The organism is Streptomyces sp. LUP30 (genome assembly GCF_001746365.1).
Taxonomy (GTDB): Bacteria; Actinomycetota; Actinomycetes; order Streptomycetales; family Streptomycetaceae; genus Streptomyces.
In genome coordinates this window covers 1-21,928 of the sequence record NZ_MJAJ01000077.1, presented here as the reverse complement: position 1 = coordinate 21,928, position 21,928 = coordinate 1, and the positions used below count along the sequence as shown (strand labels likewise).

The 21,928-nt window shown below is 73.6% G+C and carries 20 protein-coding genes and 1 pseudogene; 15 read left to right on the top strand and 6 right to left on the bottom strand.

All coding sequences use genetic code 11. The features are described from left to right. Positions 1-75: 75 nt before the first annotated feature. The 5 genes from BG482_RS37575 (at position 76) to mug (ending at position 5,536) form a co-directional block, all read left to right on the top strand. Positions 76-1,410 carry a hemolysin family protein gene (locus BG482_RS37575; RefSeq protein WP_069773694.1) on the top strand — a complete coding sequence of 445 codons (1,335 nt, stop codon included), beginning with the start codon at positions 76-78 and terminating at the stop codon, positions 1,408-1,410. Then, positions 1,407-2,420 carry a hemolysin family protein gene (locus BG482_RS37570; RefSeq protein WP_069773693.1) on the top strand — a complete coding sequence of 338 codons (1,014 nt, stop codon included), beginning with the start codon at positions 1,407-1,409 and terminating at the stop codon, positions 2,418-2,420. Before BG482_RS37575 ends, BG482_RS37570 begins: the two co-directional genes overlap by 4 nt. A gap of 166 nt (positions 2,421-2,586) precedes the next feature. Next, positions 2,587-3,369, top strand: coding sequence for an SGNH/GDSL hydrolase family protein (locus BG482_RS37565; protein WP_069773692.1), 783 nt, complete (start codon positions 2,587-2,589; stop codon positions 3,367-3,369). Between the two features lie 182 nt (positions 3,370-3,551). Continuing rightward, the gene (gene purB, locus BG482_RS37560; RefSeq protein ID WP_069773691.1) at positions 3,552-4,994 is read left to right on the top strand and encodes an adenylosuccinate lyase; all 1,443 of its coding nucleotides are present in this window, start codon (positions 3,552-3,554) and stop codon (positions 4,992-4,994) included. Between the two features lie 44 nt (positions 4,995-5,038). After that, the gene (gene mug, locus BG482_RS37555) at positions 5,039-5,536 is read left to right on the top strand and encodes a G/U mismatch-specific DNA glycosylase (RefSeq protein ID WP_069773690.1); all 498 of its coding nucleotides are present in this window, start codon (positions 5,039-5,041) and stop codon (positions 5,534-5,536) included. 86 nt (positions 5,537-5,622) lie between these two features. Here mug and BG482_RS37550 read toward each other — a convergent pair whose 3' ends face one another. Continuing rightward, complete coding sequence (locus BG482_RS37550; RefSeq protein ID WP_069773689.1) at positions 5,623-6,033, bottom strand: hypothetical protein; 411 nt, start codon at positions 6,031-6,033, stop codon at positions 5,623-5,625. Between the two features lie 305 nt (positions 6,034-6,338). Here BG482_RS37550 and BG482_RS37545 point away from each other — a divergent pair, with 305 nt between their 5' ends. After that, a complete protein-coding gene (locus tag BG482_RS37545) occupies positions 6,339-7,496 on the top strand; it encodes an ROK family transcriptional regulator (RefSeq protein WP_069773688.1) in 1,158 nt (385 codons plus the stop codon). 125 nt (positions 7,497-7,621) lie between these two features. Here the strand turns inward: BG482_RS37545 and BG482_RS37540 are convergent, their stop codons facing one another. Beyond that, positions 7,622-8,383 carry a GntR family transcriptional regulator gene (locus tag BG482_RS37540; RefSeq protein WP_069773687.1) on the bottom strand — a complete coding sequence of 254 codons (762 nt, stop codon included), beginning with the start codon at positions 8,381-8,383 and terminating at the stop codon, positions 7,622-7,624. 296 nt (positions 8,384-8,679) lie between these two features. On the opposite strand from BG482_RS37540, the gene BG482_RS37535 reads away from it, so the two are divergent. Then, on the top strand, positions 8,680-9,333 hold the full coding sequence (locus BG482_RS37535) for an NADPH-dependent F420 reductase (RefSeq protein ID WP_069773686.1): 654 nt from the start codon (positions 8,680-8,682) through the stop codon (positions 9,331-9,333). Between the two features lie 132 nt (positions 9,334-9,465). Further along, positions 9,466-10,302: an alpha/beta fold hydrolase gene (locus BG482_RS37530; protein WP_069773685.1), complete on the top strand. Its 837-nt coding sequence runs from the start codon at positions 9,466-9,468 to the stop codon at positions 10,300-10,302. 14 nt (positions 10,303-10,316) lie between these two features. On the opposite strand, the gene BG482_RS37525 is transcribed toward BG482_RS37530, so the two are convergent. Next, entirely contained in the window at positions 10,317-10,676 is a 360-nt protein-coding gene (locus BG482_RS37525; RefSeq protein ID WP_370745951.1) for an EamA family transporter, read from the bottom strand. 10 nt (positions 10,677-10,686) lie between these two features. Between BG482_RS37525 and BG482_RS37520 the strand changes: the two are divergent. From BG482_RS37520 to BG482_RS37510, 3 genes and pseudogenes are all read left to right on the top strand, one after another. Continuing rightward, positions 10,687-11,073, top strand: a pseudogene (locus BG482_RS37520) (PLP-dependent aminotransferase family protein); the annotation flags it as partial. Between the two features lie 119 nt (positions 11,074-11,192). Next, the gene (locus tag BG482_RS37515; RefSeq protein ID WP_069773683.1) at positions 11,193-12,779 is read left to right on the top strand and encodes an alkaline phosphatase; all 1,587 of its coding nucleotides are present in this window, start codon (positions 11,193-11,195) and stop codon (positions 12,777-12,779) included. A gap of 183 nt (positions 12,780-12,962) precedes the next feature. Then, positions 12,963-14,381 (top strand): GNAT family N-acetyltransferase, encoded by a 1,419-nt coding sequence (locus BG482_RS37510; protein WP_256096601.1) that lies wholly within the window; start codon positions 12,963-12,965, stop codon positions 14,379-14,381. Between the two features lie 1,274 nt (positions 14,382-15,655). Here the strand turns inward: BG482_RS37510 and BG482_RS37505 are convergent. Continuing rightward, positions 15,656-16,987 carry a PLP-dependent aspartate aminotransferase family protein gene (locus BG482_RS37505; RefSeq protein WP_069773702.1) on the bottom strand — a complete coding sequence of 444 codons (1,332 nt, stop codon included), beginning with the start codon at positions 16,985-16,987 and terminating at the stop codon, positions 15,656-15,658. 60 nt (positions 16,988-17,047) lie between these two features. Here BG482_RS37505 and BG482_RS37500 point away from each other — a divergent pair, with 60 nt between their 5' ends. The 3 genes from BG482_RS37500 to BG482_RS37490 all read left to right on the top strand — a co-directional run bounded on the left by BG482_RS37500 (position 17,048) and on the right by BG482_RS37490 (position 20,167). Then, on the top strand, positions 17,048-17,539 hold the full coding sequence (locus tag BG482_RS37500; protein WP_069773682.1) for an Lrp/AsnC family transcriptional regulator: 492 nt from the start codon (positions 17,048-17,050) through the stop codon (positions 17,537-17,539). A 68-nt stretch (positions 17,540-17,607) separates the two neighbouring features. Beyond that, positions 17,608-19,299, top strand: coding sequence for a DUF885 domain-containing protein (locus BG482_RS37495; RefSeq protein ID WP_069773681.1), 1,692 nt, complete (start codon positions 17,608-17,610; stop codon positions 19,297-19,299). A gap of 73 nt (positions 19,300-19,372) precedes the next feature. Further along, positions 19,373-20,167 carry an ATP-grasp domain-containing protein gene (locus tag BG482_RS37490; protein ID WP_069773680.1) on the top strand — a complete coding sequence of 265 codons (795 nt, stop codon included), beginning with the start codon at positions 19,373-19,375 and terminating at the stop codon, positions 20,165-20,167. A gap of 34 nt (positions 20,168-20,201) precedes the next feature. Here the strand turns inward: BG482_RS37490 and BG482_RS37485 are convergent, their stop codons facing one another. Next, positions 20,202-20,690, bottom strand: a complete 489-nt coding sequence (locus BG482_RS37485) for a rhodanese-like domain-containing protein (protein ID WP_069773679.1) — start codon at positions 20,688-20,690, stop codon at positions 20,202-20,204. A gap of 123 nt (positions 20,691-20,813) precedes the next feature. Between BG482_RS37485 and BG482_RS37480 the strand changes: the two genes are divergently transcribed. Beyond that, entirely contained in the window at positions 20,814-21,260 is a 447-nt protein-coding gene (locus BG482_RS37480; RefSeq protein WP_069773678.1) for an Lrp/AsnC family transcriptional regulator, read from the top strand. Here the strand turns inward: BG482_RS37480 and BG482_RS37475 are convergent. Continuing rightward, a partial coding sequence (locus BG482_RS37475) for an SbcC/MukB-like Walker B domain-containing protein (protein WP_306287015.1) occupies positions 21,221-21,928 on the bottom strand: 708 nt, incomplete at its 5' end. The genes BG482_RS37480 and BG482_RS37475 overlap by 40 nt on opposite strands.

Below are 21,928 nucleotides of genomic sequence, written 5' to 3'. Positions count from 1 at the left end.
TACCCGCACGCGTACCCGTACGCGACATCGCGCGCTGCCGCCCGCCCTGCCCGATCCTGGGACGGAGGTGACCCGATGACCGAAGTGCTGCTGCTCCTGGTCGCGATCCTGCTGTCGTTGGCGTGCGGCGCCTTCGTGGCCGCCGAGTTCTCCCTGACCACCGTCGAGCGCAGCGAACTCGAACGGGCGGTGGAGCGCGGCGAGCGCGGCGCGGCCGGGGCGCTCAAGGCGGTCCGCAACCTCACCTTCCAGCTCTCGGGCGCGCAACTGGGCATCACGGTCACCAACCTGGTGGTCGGCATGCTGTCCGAGCCGTCGATCGCCAAGCTGATCTCCGGGCCGCTGGAGTCGCTCGGTCTGTCGAGCACCACCGCGAGTTCCGTGGCGCTGGTGCTGGGCACGGCCCTGTCGACGGTGTTCCTGATGGTCGTCGGCGAACTCGTGCCCAAGAACTGGGCGATCTCCTCCCCGCTGGCGGTCGCCAAGTGCGTGGGCAACGCCCAGCGCTGGTTCAGCGCCGCCTTCCGGCCCTTCATCAGCCATCTCAACGAGACCGCGAACCGGATCGTGCGCCTCTTCGGCGTGGAACCCACCGAGGAACTGGCCGCCGCGCGCAGCCCTCAGGAACTCGCGGCCCTGGCCCGGCACTCCGCCAGGGAGGGCGCCCTGGAGGCGGACACCGCCGAGCTCTTCGTGCGCACGCTGAACCTGGCCGACCTGACGGCGGAGAACGTGATGACCCCGCGTGTCCAGGTCATCGCGCTGGAAGCGGCGGCGACCTGCGAGGACGTCGCCAACGCCACCCGGGCCACGGGGCTGTCCCGCTTCCCCGTCTACCGCGGCGGCCTCGACGCCGTGGTCGGCACCGCGCACATCAAGGACGCCCTGGCGATCCCGGCCGGGCGACGCCCGCGCGTGCCGGTCTCGGAGATCATGCGCGAACCGCTCCTGGTGCCCGAGTCGCTCACCGTGGACCGGCTTCTGGACCGGTTGTCCGGCAAGCGGACGATGGCCGTGGTCATCGACGAGTACGGCGGCACGGCGGGCGTGGCGACGCTCGAGGACATCGTCGAGGAGGTCGTCGGCGAGGTCCGCGACGAGCACGACCCGCACGAGACGCCCGACCTCGCACCCGCGGGCTCGGACGACGACGGCCGCGCCCTGTACTCGGCCGACGGCTCCGCCCGCACCGACCAGCTCGCCCGCGTCGGCCTGCACGCGCCGGAAGGCCCCTACGAGACGCTGGCCGGTCTGGTCGCCGCCGAGCTGGGCCGGATACCGGCCGTCGGCGACACCCTGGAGGTCGCCGGCTGGCGCATGGACGTCGTGGACGCCTCCGGCCGCCGGGCCGCCCGGGTGCTGCTGCACGCACCCCTCGCCGACACCCCCGCGGAAGGGGCGGACACGTGATCGCCGTCCAGTTGCTCATCGCCCTGGCGACCCTCGTCGTCAACGCGTTCTTCGTCGGCGCCGAGTTCGCGCTGATCTCCGTACGCCGCTCCCAGATCGAGCCCTACGCCGAGCAGGGCGACCGCCGCGCCAAGAGCGTGATGTGGGGACTGCAGCATGTGTCGGCCCTGCTGGCGGCCGCGCAGCTCGGCATCACCCTGTGCACGCTGCTCCTCGGCGTGGTCGCCGAACCCGCCATCGCGCACCTGCTGGAGCCGGTGTTCCACGCGGTGGGCGTGCCCGAGAGCGCCGGCCACGCGGTGTCCTTCGTGATCGCACTCGTCCTCGCCACCTATCTGCACATGCTGCTCGGCGAGATGGTCCCGAAGAACCTCACGCTCGCCGAGCCGGTGCGCAGCGCGCTGTTGCTCGGCCCGCCGCTGGTCGCCCTCGCACGAGGGCTGCGACCGGTGATCTTCGCGATCAACGCCTTCGCGAACGCCCTGCTGAAGCTGATGCGGATCGAGACGAAGGACGAGGTCACGGCGACCTTCTCGGACGCGGAGCTGGCGCAGATCGTCAGGGACGCGGGTGAGGCCGGGCTGCTCGACGACCGCGCCCAGGAACGGCTGCACGACGCCCTGGAGCTGGGCCGCCGCCCGGTGCGCGACGTCGTCCTGCCGCTGGAACGGGTCGTCCACGCGCGCGTGGGCGTCACTCCGGAAGGGCTGGAGGCGCTGGCGGCCGAGTCCGGGTTCTCCCGGTTCCCGGTGGTGGACGAGGGCCGGCGCATCGTCGGCTATCTGCATGTGAAGGACGCGCTGGACGCCTCACCCCGGGACACCCCGTTCCCGGTGCGGGACATGCGGCCCATCGCGCGGGTGCGCGAGGCGACGCCACTGGACGACGTCCTGACCGCGATGCGGGGCAGTCGTACGCATCTGGCGGCCGTGCTCGGCTCCGACGGACGGCTGGCCGGCCTGGTGACCATGGAGGACGTGCTGCGGGAGCTGTTCGGGCAGCGGACCTGACCCGAGCGGCCCGAGCCGCGCGCGCGGAGGGCACGCGTGCGCGGCGGAGACGGCCGAGCGCCGGACGGCGGACGCGGCGGAGCGCCGGTCCGGGAGACGGCCGGCCGGCGGACCGCCGAGGCGACCGACCGTCGGGTATGCGACTCGGGCTACCATCTGTGTCGCCATGCAGACGAACTCCACTCACACCAGCCTGGTCGCCGTCGGCGACTCCTTCACCGAGGGCATGTCCGACCTGCTGCCCGACGGCACCTACCGGGGCTGGGCGGACCTCCTCGCCGCGCGGATGGCCGCTCGCGCCCCCGGCTTCCGGTACGCCAACCTGGCGGTACGCGGCAAGCTGATCGGACAGATCGTCGAGGAGCAGGTGCCGGTGGCGGCCGCGATGGGCGCCGATGTGGTCACCCTGGTCGGCGGCCTCAACGACACCCTGCGGCCCAAGTGCGACATGGGCCGGGTCAAGGGCCTGCTCACGGAGGCGGTGGAGCAACTGGCGCCCTCCTGCAAGCAGCTGGTGCTCATGCGCAGCCCGGGGCGGCAGGGGCCCGTCCTGGACCGCTTCCGGCCGCGCATGGAGGAGCTCTTCGTATGCATCGAGGAGCTGGCCGAGCGGCACGGCGCGCTCGTCGTCGACCTGTACGGCGCCGCGTCCCTGAGCGATCCGCGCATGTGGGACGTCGACCGGCTGCACCTGACGGCGGAGGGCCACCGCAGGGTCGCCGAGGCCGTCTGGCAGACCCTCGGACACGACCCCGAGGATCTGGAGTGGCACGCGCCGATGGCGGCGACACCGCCCCCGGGGTGGGCCGCCCGCCGGGTCGCCGACGCGCGGTTCGCCCGGCGGCATCTGCTGCCGTGGATCGGCCGCCGCCTCACCGGCCGCTCCTCCGGGGACGGCCTGCCGCCGAAGCGGCCGGACCTGCGGCCGTACGAGGGCCCGACGCTGTGACGGGCCCCGGAACCGGCCGGAGCCTCCGCGGCGGCGGGGCGCCGGTGCGCACCGCCAGGCGCCCGGCCGGGGGCCGGGCATGGCTCTCTCCCCCCGGGCGCGCCGAGTGACCACGGTCTCGTAGGTTCCGCCGAACCGGACCGTGCGCTGGCCTGCACGAATCGCCAGTAGAATCCGTCCACGTGACTTCCGCTGCCGCCAAGCCCCGCATCCCCAACGTCCTCGCCGGACGCTACGCCTCCGCCGAGCTCGCCACGCTCTGGTCGCCCGAGCACAAGGTGAAGCTGGAGCGTCAGCTCTGGCTCGCCGTGCTGCGGGCACAGAAGGACCTCGGGATCGAGGTGCCGGACGCGGCGATCGCCGACTACGAGCGCGTCCTCGACACCGTGGACCTGGCCTCGATCGCCGAGCGCGAGAAGGTCACCCGGCACGACGTCAAGGCCCGCATCGAGGAGTTCAACGACCTCGCCGGGCACGAGCAGGTCCACAAGGGCATGACGTCCCGCGACCTGACGGAGAACGTCGAGCAGCTGCAGATCCGCCTCTCGCTGGAGCTGGTCCGCGACCGCACGGTGGCCGTCCTGGCGCGTCTGGGCAGGCTGGCCGGCGAGTACGGCGAGCTGGTCATGGCCGGCCGTTCGCACAACGTGGCCGCGCAGGCCACCACCCTGGGCAAGCGGTTCGCGACCGCCGCCGACGAGCTGCTCGTCGCGTACGGCCGGGTCGAGGAGCTGCTCGGGCGCTACCCGCTGCGCGGGGTCAAGGGCCCGGTGGGGACCGCTCAGGACATGCTGGACCTGCTGGGCGGGGACGCCGCGAAGCTGGCCGAGCTGGAGGACCGGATCGCCGGTCACCTGGGCTTCTCGCAGGCGTTCACCTCGGTCGGCCAGGTCTACCCGCGCTCGCTGGACTACGAGGTCGTGACGGCCCTGGTGCAGCTCGCGGCAGCCCCCTCCTCGCTGGCGAAGACGATCCGGCTGATGGCCGGGCACGAGCTGGTGACCGAGGGCTTCAAGCCCGGCCAGGTCGGCTCCTCCGCCATGCCGCACAAGATGAACACCCGCTCCTGCGAGCGCGTCAACGGCCTGATGGTCATCCTGCGCGGCTACGCGTCGATGACGGGCGAGCTGGCGGGAGACCAGTGGAACGAGGGCGACGTGTCCTGCTCGGTGGTGCGCCGGGTCGCGCTGCCGGACGCGTTCTTCGCGCTGGACGGCCTGCTGGAGACGTTCCTGACGGTGCTCGACGAGTTCGGCGCCTTCCCGGCCGTCGTGGCCCGCGAGCTCGACCGCTACCTGCCCTTCCTCGCCACCACCAAGGTCCTGATGGGCGCGGTGCGCGCGGGAGTCGGCCGTGAGGTCGCGCACGAGGCCATCAAGGAGAACGCCGTGGCCTCGGCGCTGGCGATGCGCGAGCAGGGCGCCGAGCGCAACGAGCTGCTGGACAAGCTGGCGGCGGACGAGCGACTGCCGCTCGACCGGGCGCAGCTCGACGCGCTGATGGCCGACAAGCTGTCCTTCACGGGCGCCGCGTCCGCGCAGGTCGCCGTCGTGGTGGGCCGGATCGAGGAGATCGTCAAGCAGCGGCCCGAGGCCGCCGGTTACACCCCGGGAGCGATCCTCTGACGCGCTTCACCCAGGCGGAGCTGGAGGCCGCCCGCGACCGTCTCGTGCCGGACGTCGTCGCGGACGGCCTGCGCGTGCTGTTCTGCGGCATCAACCCGGGCCTGATGACGGCGGCGACCGGCCACCACTTCGCCCGCCCCGGCAACCGCTTCTGGCCCGTGCTGCACCTGTCCGGCTTCACGCCGAGGCTGATGAAGCCGGCCGAGCAGCGGGAGCTGCTGTCCTACGGGCTCGGCATCACCAACGTGGTGGCGCGGGCGACCGCCCGGGCGGACGAGCTGAGCGCCGAGGAGTACCGCGAGGGCGGGCGGCTGCTGGCGCGGAAGGTGACGGCGCTCGAACCGCGTTGGCTGGCGGTGGTGGGCGTGACCGCCTACCGGGCCGCGTTCGACGACCGCAAGGCCGTGGTGGGGCCGCAGGAGCGGCTCATCGGGGGCACCCGCGTGTGGGTGCTGCCGAACCCGAGCGGGCTGAACGCGCACTGGACGACGGCGACGATGGCGCAGGAGTTCGCCCGGCTGCGGGCGGCGGCGGAGAACTGACGGCACAGGGCTGGCGGTCAGGGCTGACGGCGCAGAGCCGACGGCGCACGAATGTCGGCGCAGGGCTGTCGGCGGTCGGTCGGTGCTCAGGGCGGGTCGGTCTCCGTCACCACCAGCAGGAGCTGGAAGGGCAGTTCCGCGTCCCACTGGGAGACGCCGAGGGCTATCCAGCGTGGTGTGCCGGGCAGTTGCCACAGATGCAGGTCCGGGACGTGAGCGCTGAGCGAGGCCCAGGGCTCGGATATGTCCTCACCGTCCATGGAGCGCTCCAGCGTGCTCGCCAGACTCACGAGGTGCGGCGGACCCCAGCGGTCGGTCAACCGCTCCGTGAGCCCGTCCCGGTCGGCCTCGTACTGCTCCTCCGTCTCCTCCCACGCGCTGCGGTCCTCGCCGTGGAAGTCGCCGCTGGTCTGCAGCTCCGCCACGAGATACCCCTGCGCGGGGAGCTCTCGGACGCTCAGCAGATCGACGGTGGCCAGACCGCGCGCGATGTCCATGAGATCCAGTAAAGCGGCCGCCACTGACAATTGGCGGCCCGTCAGTCCGCGGGCCCGCTCGGGCGTCCCGGACCCGCACCCGCCACGTGCCCGAGGCGACCGGAAGCCGACCGCGGGCGAGCCCGCCGGAGGACGGAGGCGCCGGCTCTGACGGTGCGCGGGCTGCCGAACGCGGTGACCGCCGCCCGGCTCCTCGTGGGTTCGCGGCGGTGCGTGACGGGTTCGCTACGAAGTGGGCACTCGCCCGGGTCCTCCCCGCCGAGTACGATCCGCCCCAACACGGGCTCGAGCTGGAAGGACGGACCTTGGGGCGGTTGACGGGCGGGGATCCCTCGCTGTTGCGAAGGATCAATTCCGCGGTGGTGCTGCACGCCCTGCGTGCGGCGGACTGCGCGACGCTCACGGAGATCACCCGCGTGACGGGTCTGTCCCGCCCGACCGTCGAGGGAGTCGTCGAGGACCTGATCGGGGCGGGGCTGGTCGTCGAGAAGGCGGCCGACGAGAGCGTCGCCCGACGGCAGGGGCGGCCCGCGCGGCGCTTCCGGTTCCGGGCGGAGGCCGGGCATCTGCTGGGTCTGGAGATCGGTTCGCACCGGGTGGCCGCGCTGCTGGCCGACCTGGACGGGCGAGTGCTGGGCGCGCAGTCCCGGGAGGTGGACGAGTCGGCGCCGGCGGACGAGCGGCTGGAGCGGCTGCGCGGCGCGGTGGCGGAGCTGCTGCGCCGGGCCGGCGTCCCGCGCAGCTCGCTGCGGGCGGTGGGGGTCGGCACCCCGGGGATCGTCGAGGCGGACGGCACGGTGCGACTGGGCACCGCGCTGCCGGAGTGGACGGGGCTGCGGCTGGGCGAGCGGCTGAGCCGCTCGTTCAAGTGCCCGGTCCTGGTGGAGAACGACGCCAACGCGGCGGCCGTGGCCGAGCACTGGAAGGGCGCCGCCACCGAGTCCGACGACGTCGTCTTCGTGCTGGCCGGGCTGAGTCCGGGCGCGGGCTCGCTGATCGGCGGTCGTCTGCACCGGGGGTACGGCGGGGCGGCCGGAGAGATCGGCGCACTGCACCTGCTGGGCCGTGAGGTGACCCCGGAGACGCTGCTGTCCACCACGGACGAGCCCCTGCATCCGCTGGACGAGCAGGCGGTCGCGGGGGTGTTCGCGCAGGCCCGGCAGGGCGACCGGCGGGCCCGGGCCGCGGTGGACCGGTTCATCCAGCGGCTCGTCCACGATGTGGCCGCGCTGGTGCTGGCCCTCGACCCGGAGCTGGTCGTGGTCGGCGGCTGGGCGGCCGGTCTGGACGGTGTCCTGGAGCCGTTGCGGGACGAGTTGGCCCGCTACTGTCTGCGGCCGCCCAAGGTGGCCCTGTCGCTGCTGGGAGAGGCGGCGGTGGCGACCGGGGCGCTGCGGCTGGCCCTCGACCATGTGGAGGAGGAGCTGTTCGCGGTGGAGGGCACGGTCACGGCGCGGCGGTGAGGGCGGTCACCGGGGGAACGCGTCGCGCCCCGGAGGAGTTCCGGGGCGCGGCGTGAGACGTCCGCCGGTGGCGGGGTGCGCCGTTCGGGGAGCCTGCCTCCTCGGAACCGGGCGCGGACGGGGCGTCAGGAGGCGGGTCGCTCCGGACCGTGGTGTATCTCCACGCCGCCCGATGCGCCGAACGTCAGCCGGCAGGTGTCCGCGCGGTACGTCGCGACGGACAGCGCCGCGGTGCGGCCCTCGGCGAAGAAGCGGGTGGTGACCACGAGGACGGGCGCGCCGGGGAGCCGGTCGAGTTCCCGGGCGTCGTCCGCGCGGGCCGAGCCGAGCTCCACCGCGCGGTCCTGCCCCTGCAGTTCGAGGCGCTGCAGCTCTCCGAGCACGGCACGCGCGCGTGCCGCTTCGGAGGGAGTGCCGTCACCGGTCACGCCGGGCACCGACGTCAGGGGGACGTACAGCAGTTCCGCGGCCACGGGCTGGCCGTCCGAGACGCGCGAGCGGCGCACGATGTGCACGGCCTGGTCGCGGGCGGTCTCCAGGGCGGTGGCGACGGTTGCGGGCGGAGCCGCCAGGGTGCTGTCGACGGGCTGCCAGGCGTCGTCGTCCGTGCCGGGCCACAGCTGCTGCTCGGTGCCGACGGCCACGCCCATCCGCGGCGGCGCGACGGTGGTGCCGACGCCTCGGCGGCGCTGCAGCCTGCCTTCGAGTTCGAGCTGCTCCAGGGCCTGGCGCAGCGTCGCACGGGCGACGCCGAAGCGGGCGGCCAGCTCGCGCTCGTTGGGCAGGATCTCCCCCACGGTGAACTCGGAGTCGAGCGCTTCGCTGAGCACCGTCCTGAGATGCCAGTACTTCGGTTCCGGTACCGATTCCAGTTGCGTGGTCCCCACCCTGTCCTCCGCAATTCGCCGTGGTCGGCAGCGTTTTTTTCGCGCCCTTGTTTATTAAAGGTTGTTGCACTTCTCTGCGACCATAGGACGCGCCTCACCCTTGGTCAAGACCAATCCTCGAACCCTGTCACCCCAAGGGGCTCTTGGGGGAAAGCGTTTACGAGGTGTTCGTGCGGACTCGCTCCCGTGACACTCCGGCCATGCTCGCGCCGCAAAGGCGGCCCGAGTCGCCCGGCGGGAATTACCGTGGCGCCAGGTCCGGCGCTCCGTCGGGTCCGGGACACGGGAGGTCGGCTGTGCGGTACGCGGTGCTGGGTACGGGCGAGGTCGGGCGCACGCTGGGCGGCGCGCTGGTGCGCCTGGGGCACTCGGTGGTCCTGGGTTCGCGCTCGAAGGACAATGCGGCGGCCCTGGAGTGGGCGCGACAGGCAGGGGCGGGAGCGAGCACAGGGACGTTCGCCGAGGCGGCGGCGGCCTCCGAGATGATCGTGAACGCGGTGGCCGGGCGGGCGTCCCTGACGGCGTTGCAGGCGGCCGGGGCAACCCACCTCGACGGCAAGGTCGTGCTCGACGTCTCCAACCCGCTGGCCTTCGAGGGGGGCGAGGCACGGTTGTCGCCCGTGGAGTCGGACAGCGTGGGCGAGCAGATCCAGCGGGCGTTTCCGCGGGCGCGCGTGGTGAAGTCCCTCAACACCGTCAACAGCCAGGTGATGGTGGACCCCGCGCGGGTGCCGGGCGAGCACCAGGTCTTCGTGTGCGGGGACGACGAGGACGCCAAGAGCCGCGTCACGGCGCTGCTCGGGGAGTTCGGCTGGCCTGCGGACCGGGTGATCGATCTGGGCGGGATCCGGGCGGCGAGGAGCGTGGAGATGTGGCTGCCGCTGTGGCTCGACCTCATGCGCCGTTTCGGTCACGCCGACTTCAACCTGGAGCTGCGCAGGGCCCGTTGAGCCGAACGGGCGCGGGGCGGAGTGCATGGCGCGGGCCCGCGCGGGCTTCACTCAACCGGGGGCTACCCGCCGGTAGTAATTGCTGACAAGCTGTCTACGGCGTCCACCGGCCAGTTCAGACGAGGAGCTCCCATGTCCGCCACCGTCTCCTTCACGGTCCCCTCCCCCAGCGGCAGCGGCCCACTGCCGGTCACCGTGTCCTACAGACGCGCGGGCGAGGGCGAGCCGCTGCTCCTGCTGCACGGCATCGGTCACCACCGACAGGCCTGGGACCCGGTGGTGGACATCCTCGCCGCCGAAGGCGACGTGATCGCCGTGGACCTGCCGGGCTTCGGAGCTTCCCCCGCCCTGCCGGACGGCCTCGACTACGACCTGCCCACGACGACCGCGGTGTTCGGCGCCTTCTGCGAGGCGATGGAGCTGGACCGCCCCCACGTGGCGGGCAATTCTCTGGGCGGCCTGCTCGCTCTGGAGCTCGGACGCGAGAAGCTGGTGCGGACCGTCACCGCGCTGTCCCCGGCCGGATTCTGGTCCGAGGCGGAGCGGCGCTACGCGTTCGGGGTTCTCACCACCATGCGGGGGATCTCCCGTCGGCTGCCGCTGCCCCTCGTCGAGCGTCTGGCGAGCACGGCGGCCGGCCGCACCGCCCTGACCAGCACCATCTACGCCCGCCCCGGCCGCCGTTCACCCGAGGCCGTGGTCGCCGAGACGCTGGCCCTGGCCCGGGCCACCGGGTTCGACGAGACCCTGAAGGCCGGCATCACGGTCAAGTTCACCGAGGACCTGCCCGGCGTGCCGGTCACCGTCGGCTGGGGCACCCGCGACTGGCTGCTCGTGCGCCGCCAGGGCGTCCGCGTCAAGCAGGTCATCCCGGCCGCGCGCCTGGTGCGGCTGCCCGGCTGCGGCCACTGCCCGATGAACGACGACCCGGCGCTCGTCGCCCGCGTGATCCTCGACGGCAGCCGCTGAGGCCGCGGCACGGTTCAGCGCCCCCGCCCCAGGTCTACCCCGGCCCCGACGAGCGCGCTGCCGGCGGCCCGGGCGGGACCGTAGGAGCCCGTTCCCACGAGCGGCGCGGTGCAGGCGGCCGCGACGGGGACGAGGCCGGAGAAGAGCGTGGCCCGCTCCGCGCCGATCCGTTGCATGCCCATGTACCAGCACACGAAGCCGACGACGGTGACGACCGCCGCCTGCCACAGCAGCGCGGCGGCCTCCGCGCCGCCGGGCCGGCGCAACAACCCGTCGCCCGCCGGCAGCAGGCCGATCGACGCGGACTCGGCAGCGGCGAGCCCGCAGACCGTGGCGGAGAGCAGCCGCGGGCCCGGCGTCCGCAGGACGGGCACGGCCGGCACCCGGGCGCTGTTCGCCCGGTTCGCGGAACGCGGCGACCACGGCCGCCTGCTGCGTCGCTGCCGGCGCGCCTACCGTGAGCGGCGTGACGCCCTCGTGGCCGCCCTGCGGGAGCACTTCCCCGGGGCGCGGGTGTCGGGGATCGCCGCGGGACTCCACGTCATCGCCGAACTTCCGCTCCGGTACGGGCCGCAGCGGCGATTCACGGAGCGGGCGGCCGCCGCAGGCGTCGACGTGCGCGCGCCGGCCGACTACGCACACGCGCGTGCCGGGCGAGGAGGCCGAGGAGAGGGAGAAGCGGGGACACGTCTCGTCCTCGGTCACGCCCATCTGTCGCCCGCGCGCATCCGGGACGCCGTACGGCTGATGGGGGAGGCCGCCGAGGAGTGAGGGCCGCGCGATCAGGTGGACACGCGGCGGTTGTTCACCTGTGGTTTCCGTGCGCGCTGCGGCGCACCAGTAGTTGTGGCTGTGCACACCGGCCGGTTCCCGCCCCTGGAGGCCCTTCCATGTCCCACCGCCCGTTCCCCGGGCGCCGCGGCGTCCTGCGCGGCTCGCTCGCCGCGTCCGCGGCCCTGACCCTGCCCGCCGCCGTCGGCGCGGCCCCCGCCTTCGCACTGTCCGGGCGTCCCAAGGCGGGGTGGGGCGTCCAGACCGGGGACGTGACCTCCGACTCCGGACTGGTGTGGGTGCGCTCCGACCGTCCGGCCCGGATGATCGTCGAGACCGCGGCCACCGAGTCCTTCCGGGGCGCCCGCCGTTGGCGCGGTCCGCTGCTCGGCGCCGGCACCGACTTCACCGGCACGACCCGGCTGCACGGTCTGCCGGCCGGCGAGCAGATCCACTACCGGGTGCTGCTGGCCGACCCGGACGACCCCCGCCGCACCGGCGAGCCGGTCGCCGGAACCTTCCGCACCACGCCCCTCGGGCGCCGGCGCGGGGTGCGCTTCCTGTGGTCCGGAGACCTCGCCGGCCAGGGCTGGGGCATCAACCCCGAGCTGGGCGGCTACCGCATCTACGACGCGATGGCCAAGCTCGACCCCGACTTCTTCCTGTGCAGCGGCGACAACATCTACGCCGACGGCCCGATCACGGTGACCCAGGCGCTGCCCGACGGCAGCCTGTGGCGCAACGTCGTCACCGAGGAGAAGGCGAAGGTCGCCGAGACGCTCGCGGAGTTCCGCGGCAACTTCCGCTACAACCTGCTCGACGACAACCTGCGCAGGTTCAACGCCCAGGTGCCGTCCGTCATCCAGTGGGACGACCACGAAGTCCGCAACAACTGGTACCCGGGCGAGGTGATCGCCGACTCCGACGCCCGCTACACGGAGAAGAGCGTCGACGTGCTCGCGGGGCGCGCCCGGCGGGCGTTCAGCGAGTACTTCCCGATCTCCACCCTGCGCCCGGGCGCCAAGGAGGGCCGCGTGCACCGGGTCGTGCACCACGGCCCGCTGCTGGACGTGTTCGTGCTGGACATGCGCACGTACCGCAACGCCAACTCGCCCGACGACCAGAGGACGGACCCGCAGGGCATCCTGGGCGCCGAGCAGTTGGAGTGGCTGAAGCGGGAGCTGTCGCGCTCGCGCGCGGTGTGGAAGGTGATCGCCGCCGACATGCCGCTCGGACTGGTCGTGCCGGACGCCACCGAGGGCAGGCCGAACATCGAGGCCGTCGCGCAGGGCGACCCGGGCGCCCCGCTGGGCCGTGAGCTGCAGATCGCCGAGCTGCTGCGGTACGTCAAGCACCGGCGGATCACCGGCACCGTGTGGCTGACGGCGGACGTCCACCACACCTCGGCGCAGCACTACCAGCCGTCACGGGCCGCGTTCACCGACTTCGAGCCGTTCTGGGAGTTCGTCTCCGGCCCGCTCAACGCGGGCGCCTTCCCGGCCAGCGCACTGGACGGCACCTTCGGTCCGGAGCGGGTGTTCGTCAAGGCGCCGACCGCGGCGAACGTGTCGCCCGCGGGGGGCTACCAGTTCTTCGGCGAGGTCGACATCGACGGCGACAGCGGCGAGTTGACGGTGCGTCTGCGCGAGCAGGACGGGACCGTGCTGTTCACCAAGGTGCTCCAGCCCGGACGGGTCGGGCAGTAGTCGGGCGTCCCGTACCCTCGACTCCGTGCCGCGCACCGGCGTCATCCCCCGGTGCGCGGCGCTGCTGTGAGGCCCGGCGGGAACCACCTCGTAGAAGGATTAACAAAACGGGCATTCGTAGCCTTTACCCATCAGTCACAAACCGTTCGTGATCACGCAACACGGTTCCTCCACAGTGGCTGCATGACTCGAGACATCTCCGACGTGACGCGCGCGAAGAACGGACGTCCGGTGCACCACTGGCGGCGGGACGCGGTGGAACTCGCCGCGCTCTTCACGGCCGTAGCGGTGGCCGACGGCGTGGCGAACCTCGTCGGGCACGGACCGGACGGCCCGGTGCTGCTGGCCGTCAACGCCGCCCTGCTGGTCGCCACGGCCGGGTTCCACACCTGGTGGGCACGGCGCCACGGCCACGCGCCGCCCTCCGGGGATACCGACGCCCGGCCGCCCTCCGAGGAGCCGCAGGCCGGGCCGTCGGAGCTGCCCTCGGGCGTCGACGAAGGCAGCGCCCTGTGGCGGATGCGGACGACGGTGAAGGACGCCCCGGGATCGCTGGCCGCGCTGTGCGCCGCGCTCGCCGCCCACCGGGTGGACATCCTGAGCCTGCAGACGCATCCGCTGGGCGAGGACACGGTGGACGAGTTCCTGCTGCGCGCCCCGGGCGCCCTCGCGGCCGCCGAGATCAGCCGGGCCGTCTCCCTCGCGGGCGGCAACGGCACCTGGATCGAGCGCGCCGACGCCCACGATCTGGTGGACGCGCCCACCCGGGTCCTCGGTCTGGCCACCCGCACCGCGCTGGACGCGGCCGAACTCCCCCTGACACTGAGGCAGTTGCTCGGCAGGTGCACGATCCGCTCGCTGCCCGCCGCGTCGGGCCTCGGGGGCCGTGGGGCGCAGAGCGTGCCCGTGGAGGGCGTGCTGGAGGACACCGTGATGCGGCTGCGGGCGCCGGAAGGCGGAGTGATCACCGTGGAGCGTCCCTATCTCCCCTTCACCCCGACCGAGTTCGCCCGCGCGCGGGCCCTGGTGGAGCTCGACGCCCGGCTCGGACCGCGGATCCCGCGCGGGCAGGACATGCTGACGCTGCCCGAGGGCGGCGACATCACCGTGCGCCGGGCCGACACCGGCGATCTGGAAGCGGCGAAGGCGATGCACGACCGGTGCTCGGCGCGCACGCTCGGGATGCGCTACCACGGACCGGTCCGCGACGCGGACCGCTACCTCAACCACCTGCTCAGCCCGCGCTTCGGCCGCACCCTCGCCGTGCAGACGACGTCCGGCCGCATCGTCGGCCTCGGCCATCTGCTGTGGGACGGCGACGAGACCGAGGTCGCGCTGCTGGTCGAGGACCAGTGGCAGCAGCGCGGGATCGGCGCCGAGTTGCTCGGCCGGCTGGTGGCGATGGCGGTCGAGGCGAGGTGCGAGAGCGTGTACGCCGTGACGCAGGCCTCCAACACCGGCATGGTCGCCGCCATGCGCGGACTGGGCCTCCCGCTCGACTACCAGATCGAGGAGGGCACCTTGGTCATCACCGCCCGGCTGGCGACCGCCGGGGCGCAGCCGGCGTCCCCGCGCCAGGACGCACGCGCCGCGCGCGACTGAGACGAGGGACCAGCAGGACCTGCGGCCCGGAGGACGAGAGCCTGGACGCACCCAATGCCCCTACGGCCCCGGCGGTATGCCCCGCCTGGGTCGCCGGGGCATTCGGCCGCCCCAGCACCGAGCCACCGAGCCACCGGGGCGCCGGCCGTCCGGCCGCGAGGCCGCGAGGCCGCGAGGCCGCGAGGCCGCGAGGCCGCGAGGCCGCGAGGGCAAAACCCCCCGGCCGCCGAGCCGTTGGGGCACGAGGCCGCCAGAGCACTGGACCGCCCGGCCGCCGAACCACCGAGGCAGCCGGACGCCAGACCACCGACACACCAGGCCACCGGAGCACCGGTCCGTCTGGGCACCGGGCCACCCGGCCGCCGAACCACCAAGGCAGCCGGACGCAGACCTCCGAGACACCGGGCCACCAGGGCACTCGACCGCCCGGCCGCCGAACCACCGAGGCAGCCGGACGCCAGACCACCGACACACCAGGCCACCGGAGCACCGGTCCGTCTGAGCACCGGGCCACCCGGCCGCCGAACCACCAAGGCAGCCGGACGCAGACCTCCGAGACACCGGGCCACCAGCGCACTCGACCGCCCGGCCGCCGAACCACCGAGGCAGCGGGACGCCAGACCGCCGACACACCAGGCCACCGGAGCACCGGTCCGTCTGGGCACCGGGCCACCCGGCCGCCGAACCATCAAGGCAACCGGACGCAGACCTCCGAGACACCGGGCCACCAGCGCACTGGACCGCCCGGTCGCCGAACCACCGAGGCAGCCGGACGCCAGACCGCCGACGCACCAGGCCACCGCAGCACCGGAGCACCGGTCCGTCTGGGCACCGGGCCGCCCGGCCGCCGAACCACCAAGGCAACCGGACGCCAAACCGCCGAGACACCGGGCCACCAGCACACTGGACCGCCCGGTCGCCGAACCACCGAGGCAGCCGGACGCCAGACCACCGACGCACCAGGCCACCGCAGCACCGGAGCACCGGTCCGTCTGGGCACCGGGCCACCCGGCCGCCGAACCACCAAGGCAACCGGACGCAGACCTCCGAGACACGAGACAACCAGCGCACTGGACCGCCCGGCCGCCGAACCACCAAAGCAGCCGGACGCCAGACCGCCGAGGCACGAGGCCACCGGGCGACCGGACGGTCGGACATCAGGCCGCCGGGGCCGGCCCTCCTCGGACGCGGACGCCGACCGCCGGGGCCTCGGCCCTCCTCGGACCCGGACGCCGGGCCGTCCACGGCTCGGCCTTCCCCGTACGGGGTGCCGGTCAGACGGCCGCTACTCCGCGACCGGGTGAGGGAATCGTTTCCGCCGAGCGGACGGCACCGGCCGCCCCGGCGACGGCAAGGGGATCGGGGGCACCGGTCGCTTCGGCGCCGCCCGCCACGGCGGGGGAAGCCGCCGCATCGGCCACAACCGCCGCACCGCCCGCGCCGAGCGCCGTTCGCAGGTCCCGCCACAGGTCCTCTACGTCCTCGAGCCCGACCGACAGGCGCAGCAGCCGGTCGCTCACACCCGCGCCCCTGCGTTCCCCCGCGTCCACGATGCGGTGGCTGATGGACGCCGGGTGCTGGATGAGCGAGTCGACGCTGCCCAGACTGACGGCCGGGGTGATCAGGCGTACGCCCGCGATCACCTCGTGCGGGTCGCCGTGCACCTCGAAGGCGATCATCGCGCCGCCGATGCGCGGATAGTGGACCCGTGCGACGCGCGGGTCCGCGGTCAGCCGCCGGGCCAGTTCGGCGGCCGTCGCGGAGGCGGCCCGCACCCGCACCGGCAGCGTCGACAGGCCGCGCAGCAGCAGATAGCCGGCCAGCGGGTGGAGCACGCCGCCGGTCGCGAACCGTACCTGCCGCAGCAGCCCGGCGAACTCCTCGTCGCACGCGACCACGCCGCCCAGCACATCCCCGTGACCGCCGAGGTACTTGGTGGCGCTGTGCAGGACGAGCCGCGCGCCCTGCTCCACAGGGCGTTGCAGCACGGGCGTGGCGAAGGTGTTGTCGGCGAGCAGCGGGACCGAGCCGCAGGCGTGCGCGACGGCCCGCAGATCGACCTCGGCGAGCGTCGGGTTGGCCGGTGTCTCGACCATGACCAGCCCGGTGTCCGGGCGCAGCGCGTCCGCGATCCCGGCGGGGTCGGTCCAGGTGACCTCCGACCCGAGCAGTCCCGCGGTCAGCAGATGGTCGCTGCAGCCGTAGAGGGGGCGCACGGCGACCACGTGCCGCAGACCCGTCGAGGCGCGCGCCAGCAGCACCGCGCTGAGCGCCGCCATGCCGCTGGCGAACGCGACCGCGCTCTCGGCGCCTTCGAGCCGGGCCAGCGCCGTCTCGAACCGGGCGACCGTCGGATTGCCCAGCCTGCCGTAGACGGGCGGTCCGTCCGGCTCCGCGCCGGTCGCGGCGAACGCGTCGATGCGGGCCGCCTCGGCACGGCTGTCGTACGAGGGGTACGTGGTGGACAGGTCGATCGGCGGGGCGTGCAGGCCCTGGCGGGCCAGGTCGTCCCGGCCCGCGTGCACGGCCTCGGTGGCCAGTGCGCGGGGTGCTCCAGGCGTGCGTACGCCGTCGTACGCGTGCGTGCTCGCAGCGGATGAGTCCATGGACGGCAGGGTGAACATCACACGGGTCGTATGGCGTCGAGACCGTGCTACGTTCGGTCGATGTCCGAATCCGTCGTACTGGACCCGGTCGATCTCCAGCTGCTGCGGCTGCTGCAGAACGACGCCCGGACCACCTATCGCGACCTCGCCGCGCAGGTCGGCGTCGCGCCCTCGACGTGTCTGGACCGGGTGACGCGGCTGCGCCGCAGCGGCGTGATCCTCGGGCATCAGCTGCGGCTCGATCCGGCCAAGCTGGGGCGCGGTCTGCAGGCGCTGCTGTCCGTGCAGGTCAGGCCGCATCGCCGGGAGCTGGTGGGACCGTTCGTGGAGCGCATCCGGGCACTGCCGGAGGCGCTGACGGTCTTCCATCTCACCGGGCCCGACGACTATCTCGTCCATGTCGCGGTGGCGGACATGGCCGATCTGCAGCGGCTCGTGCTCGACGAGTTCACGTCACAGCGGGAGGTGGCGCGCGTCGAGACCCGGCTGATATTCCAGCAGTGGGAGTGCGGGCCGCTGCTGCCGCCCGCGCCCCCGGGGCCCACGCCGTGAGGCCCCCGCCGACGGCTTCAGGACAAACGCCGTGACGCGCGCCGCCGGCCCGTACGAGGATGGGGCGCATGTCACAGACCAACAACCCGCTGCCCCGCGAGGTCGCCGACGCCTATGTCGACGACCTCATCGCCCTCGACCCGGTGACCGGCACCTACCTCGGCGTGCCGGAGAGTTCGAGCCGCCTGCCCGACTACTCGCCCAGGGGTCAGGAGGCTCTCGCGAGGCTCGCGCGGGACACCCTGACGAAGCTCGACGAGGCGGAGCGAAGGCCCGGCGCGGACAGTGACATCGAGCGCCGGTGCGCCCGTCTGCTGCGTGAGCGCCTGACCGCGGAACTCGGTGTGCACGAGGCCGACGAGGGGCTGCGCGCCGTCGGCAACATGGCCACGCCCGCGCATCATGTGCGCGAGGTGTTCACGGTGACGCCCAACGAGACCGACGAGGACTGGGCGGCGATCGCCGAACGGCTGCGCGCGGTGCCGGCGGCCCTCGCGGGCTACCGGGAGTCCCTGACGCTCGGTCTGGAGCGCAAGCTGTACGCGGCGCCGCGGCCGACCGCCACGTTCGTCGAGCAGCTCACGCAGTGGTCGGACCCGGACGGCGAGGGCCGTGCCTGGTTCGAGGGCTTCGTGGCCACGGGCCCCGAGGCGCGCCGCGCCGAACTGGACGAGGCGGCCCACGGGGCCACCGCGGCGGTCGTGGAGCTGCGGGACTGGCTGCGCGACGTGTACGCGCCGACCACCGAAGGCGCGCCGGAGACCGTGGGCCGGGAGCGGTACGCCCGCTGGGCGCGCTACTACAACGGCACCGACCTCGACCTCGACGAGGCGTACGCGTTCGGCTGGGCGGAGTACCACCGGCTGCTCGCCGAGATGGAGAAGGAGGCCGAGAAGATTCTGCCGGGGGCCCGGACGCCCTGGGTGGCGCTGGCGCATCTCGACGAGCACGGCCGGCACATCGAGGGCGTGGACGAGGTCCGGGACTGGCTGCAGGGCCTGATGGACCAGGCGATCGAGTCGCTCGACGGCACCCACTTCGAACTCGCCGAGCGGGTACGGAAGGTGGAGTCGAAGATCGCCCCGGCGGGCAGTGCGGCCGCCCCCTACTACACGGGCCCCTCGGAGGACTTCTCCCGGCCGGGCCGCACCTGGCTGCCGACCATGGGCGAGACCCGCTTCCCCGTGTACGACCTCGTCTCCACCTGGTACCACGAGGGCGTCCCCGGCCACCACCTCCAGCTGGCGCAGTGGGCGCACGTCGCCGGTGACCTCTCCCGCTACCAGGCCACCGTCGGCATCGTCAGCGCCAACGCCGAGGGCTGGGCGCTGTACGCGGAGCGGCTGATGGACGAGCTCGGCTTCCTCACGGACGCCGAGCAGCGGCTGGGCTACCTGGACGCGCAGATGATGCGCGCGGTGCGGGTCATCGTCGACATCGGCATGCACCTGGAGCTGGAGATCCCGGCCGACTCGCCGTTCCACCCGGGTGAGCGCTGGACCCCGGAGCTGGCCCAGGAGTTCTTCGGCGGGCACAGCAGCCGTCCGGCGGACTTCGTCGAGAGCGAGCTGACCCGTTATCTGTCGATCCCCGGTCAGGCGATCGGCTACAAGCTCGGCGAACGGGCCTGGCTGCTGGGCCGGGAGAAGGCCCGCGAGCGCCATGGCGACGCCTTCGACCTCAAGTCCTGGCACATGGCGGCCCTTTCGCAGGGTTCGCTGGGTCTCGACGACCTGGTGGACGAGCTGGCCCGGCTCTGACCGGTTGTGGTCCGGCCCGCGGGGCGGCGGAAATCCGCTGTCCTGCGGGCCGTCCGTGCGTCACGCTCCTCCCATGAGCTCCTCGCGAACCCTGTTCCTCTCCCCGCGCGTCACCGCGACGGGCCACGCCTTCGCGGACGCGGCCCGACGGCGCGGGGCGCGCGTGGAGACGCTGCGCGACTGGCGGGTGCCGCCGCAGTGGCGCGCGGCTCCGGCCGCCTCGCTCTACTCCGGCCCCCTGTTCGCGGACGCCGTCGCGCGGGAGCTGGGGCTCGGCCTGCTGGAGGCGCCGCCGGACTGGCTGGCCCGGCTGCCGTACGAACTCACCCTGCGCAAGGTCGAGTTCACCACGATCGCGCAGGCGCGTGCGCTGCGCCGGCCCGCGTTCGTGAAGCCGCCGAACGACAAGAGCTTCCCGGCGCGGGTGTACCGGGACGGCAGCGGGCTGCCCGGTCCGGACGCGGTCGACGGCACGGAGCCGGTGCTGGTCAGCGACATCGTGACGTTCGTCGCGGAGTACCGGCTGTTCGTGCGGGACGGCGAGGTGCGCACCGGAAGCCGATACGCGACCGGGGGCGATCTGGACGTCGTCCCGCTGGAGCGGGACCCGCGTCACGCCGAGGTGCTCGCCTTCGCCGGGCGGCTGGCCGGGACGGGACTGCCGAGCGCGGTCGTCGTGGACGTCGGGCTGACCGACGGCGCCGGGTGGGCCGTCGTGGAGGCCAACGCGGCCTGGGCGAGCGGACATTACGCATGTGACGCGGACGCCGCGCTGGACGTCGTCCTGCACGCGGCGCGCCCCGAGGGCGAGTTCCGCACGGCGGACCGCCCCTTCCTGCGGCACGCCCCGGTGGTGGTACGGGACTGACAGGGCCCCCGGGCCGCTGCGGCCCCGGGGGCGGTCAGCAGCCGCAGTCGGCCGCGTCCGCGGGGGCCGTGAGCGGGTCGGCGGCGCGCTGTTCCCGGCCCTGCCAGGTCTCGTAGGGGAAGCCCTCGCGCACCCAGTACTCGAACCCGCCGAGCATCTCCTTGACCTGGTAGCCGAGTTCGGCGAGCGCGAGGGCGGCGCGGGTGGCGCCGTTGCAGCCGGGGCCCCAGCAGTACGTCACCACGGGGACGCCCTTGTCGAGGAGCCGTTCCGCCTGCTCGGGGATGAGCGCGGTGGGCAGGTGCACGGCGCCCGGGACGTGCCCCTGGTCCCAGGCCCCGGTGGCGCGGGAGTCCAGGACGGCGAAGCCGGGGTCGCCGCCGGCCGCCAGGGCCGCGGCCACGTCGGAGACGTCGGCATGGAAGGCGAGGCTCGCCCGGAAGTGGGCGGCGGCCAGGGCGGGGTCGGCCGGGGCGGCGCGCAGGACGGGGTTCGTTCCGGTCGCGCTGTGGGCGGCGGTCATCGCAGGGCCTCTCCGTGGTGGTGGTCGACGACCAGAAATCTACGGTCGCCGACGGGTCTCCCTGAAGGGGCGATTCACGGCGGGAGCCTTGTCGGACCGGTGATTTCCTGCTAGTCATCGGGGATGACCGTGTATTCCCCGGACGCCACCGACTGGCGCATTCTCGAGGTCCTCCAGCGCGAGGGGCGGGCCAGTTTCGCCGACCTGGCGCGTGCCGTGGCGATGTCGGCGAGCGCCGTCACCGAGCGGGTGCGACGGCTGGAGGAGGCGGGCGTCATCCAGGGGTACGCGGCCGTCGTGGACCCCGAGCGGCTGGGGTTGCCGATCCTGGCGTTCGTGCGGCTGCGCTATCCCAACGGGAACTACAAGCCGTTCCACGACCTGGTGGCCGTCACTCCCGAGATCCTGGAGGCGCACCATGTGACGGGCGACGACTGCTTCGTGATCAAGGTCACCGCCCGGTCGATGGGTCATCTGGAGGAGGTGTCGGGGAAGATCGGCGCGCTCGGGTCGGTCACCACGAGTGTGGTCTACTCCTCGCCGCTCCCCCGCCGCCCGCTGGGCCGGTAGCCCCGCAAGTGCACCGTCGACCCCGACCGGCCCTTGACGACCTCGAGTTGGGCGTGGATACGGCGGCGCAGGTCGCCCACATGGCTGACGATGCCGACGCTGCGGTCGCGTTCGCGCAGGGAGTCGAGGACGTCGAGGACCTCGTCGAGCGTCTGGTCGTCGAGGCTGCCGAACCCCTCGTCGATGAAGAGGGTGTCGAGCCGGACCCCGCCGGCCTCGTCGGTGACGACGTCCGCGAGGCCGAGGGCCAGCGCGAGCGAGGCGAAGAAGGTCTCCCCACCCGACAGCGTGGCCGTGTCCCGCTCTCGGCCGGTCCAGGCGTCGACGACGTGCAGTCCGAGCCCACTGCGGCCGCGGCCGGCCCGGTCGTCGGAGTGGACCAGGGTGTAACGCCCCGACGACATGCGCTGCAGCCGGGCGGTCGCGGCGGCGGCCACCTGTTCGAGGCGGGCGGCCAGAACGTAGGCCTCCAGGCGCATCTTGCGCTCGTTGTCCGCGGAGGTGCCCGCGGTGAGGCCGGCCAGGCGGGCCACCCGGTCGTACTCCTCGCGCACCGGGGCGAGCCGGCGTACGCCGCTGTCCGCGCGCGCGGACAGCTGGTCGAGTTCGGCGCAGCGGCGGGCCGCCGCGTCCTGGGCGGAGGCGGCCGCGCGCAGCCGTGCGGCCGC

Excerpts from the sequence above, each read along its gene's own strand:
- BG482_RS37485 (WP_069773679.1), bottom strand. The coding sequence starts at position 20,690 with ATGACCGCCGCCCACAGCGCGACCGGAACGAACCCCGTCCTGCGCGCC.
- BG482_RS37530 (WP_069773685.1), top strand. The coding sequence starts at position 9,466 with ATGTCCGCCACCGTCTCCTTCACGGTCCCCTCCCCCAGCGGCAGCGGC.
- BG482_RS37575 (WP_069773694.1), top strand. The coding sequence starts at position 76 with ATGACCGAAGTGCTGCTGCTCCTGGTCGCGATCCTGCTGTCGTTGGCG.
- BG482_RS37500 (WP_069773682.1), top strand. The coding sequence starts at position 17,048 with ATGTCCGAATCCGTCGTACTGGACCCGGTCGATCTCCAGCTGCTGCGG.
- BG482_RS37515 (WP_069773683.1), top strand. The coding sequence starts at position 11,193 with ATGTCCCACCGCCCGTTCCCCGGGCGCCGCGGCGTCCTGCGCGGCTCG.
- BG482_RS37565 (WP_069773692.1), top strand. The coding sequence starts at position 2,587 with ATGCAGACGAACTCCACTCACACCAGCCTGGTCGCCGTCGGCGACTCC.
- BG482_RS37490 (WP_069773680.1), top strand. The coding sequence starts at position 19,373 with ATGAGCTCCTCGCGAACCCTGTTCCTCTCCCCGCGCGTCACCGCGACG.
- BG482_RS37480 (WP_069773678.1), top strand. The coding sequence starts at position 20,814 with ATGACCGTGTATTCCCCGGACGCCACCGACTGGCGCATTCTCGAGGTC.
- BG482_RS37550 (WP_069773689.1), bottom strand. The coding sequence starts at position 6,033 with ATGGACATCGCGCGCGGTCTGGCCACCGTCGATCTGCTGAGCGTCCGA.
- BG482_RS37495 (WP_069773681.1), top strand. The coding sequence starts at position 17,608 with ATGTCACAGACCAACAACCCGCTGCCCCGCGAGGTCGCCGACGCCTAT.
- BG482_RS37505 (WP_069773702.1), bottom strand. The coding sequence starts at position 16,987 with ATGGACTCATCCGCTGCGAGCACGCACGCGTACGACGGCGTACGCACG.
- BG482_RS37510 (WP_256096601.1), top strand. The coding sequence starts at position 12,963 with ATGACTCGAGACATCTCCGACGTGACGCGCGCGAAGAACGGACGTCCG.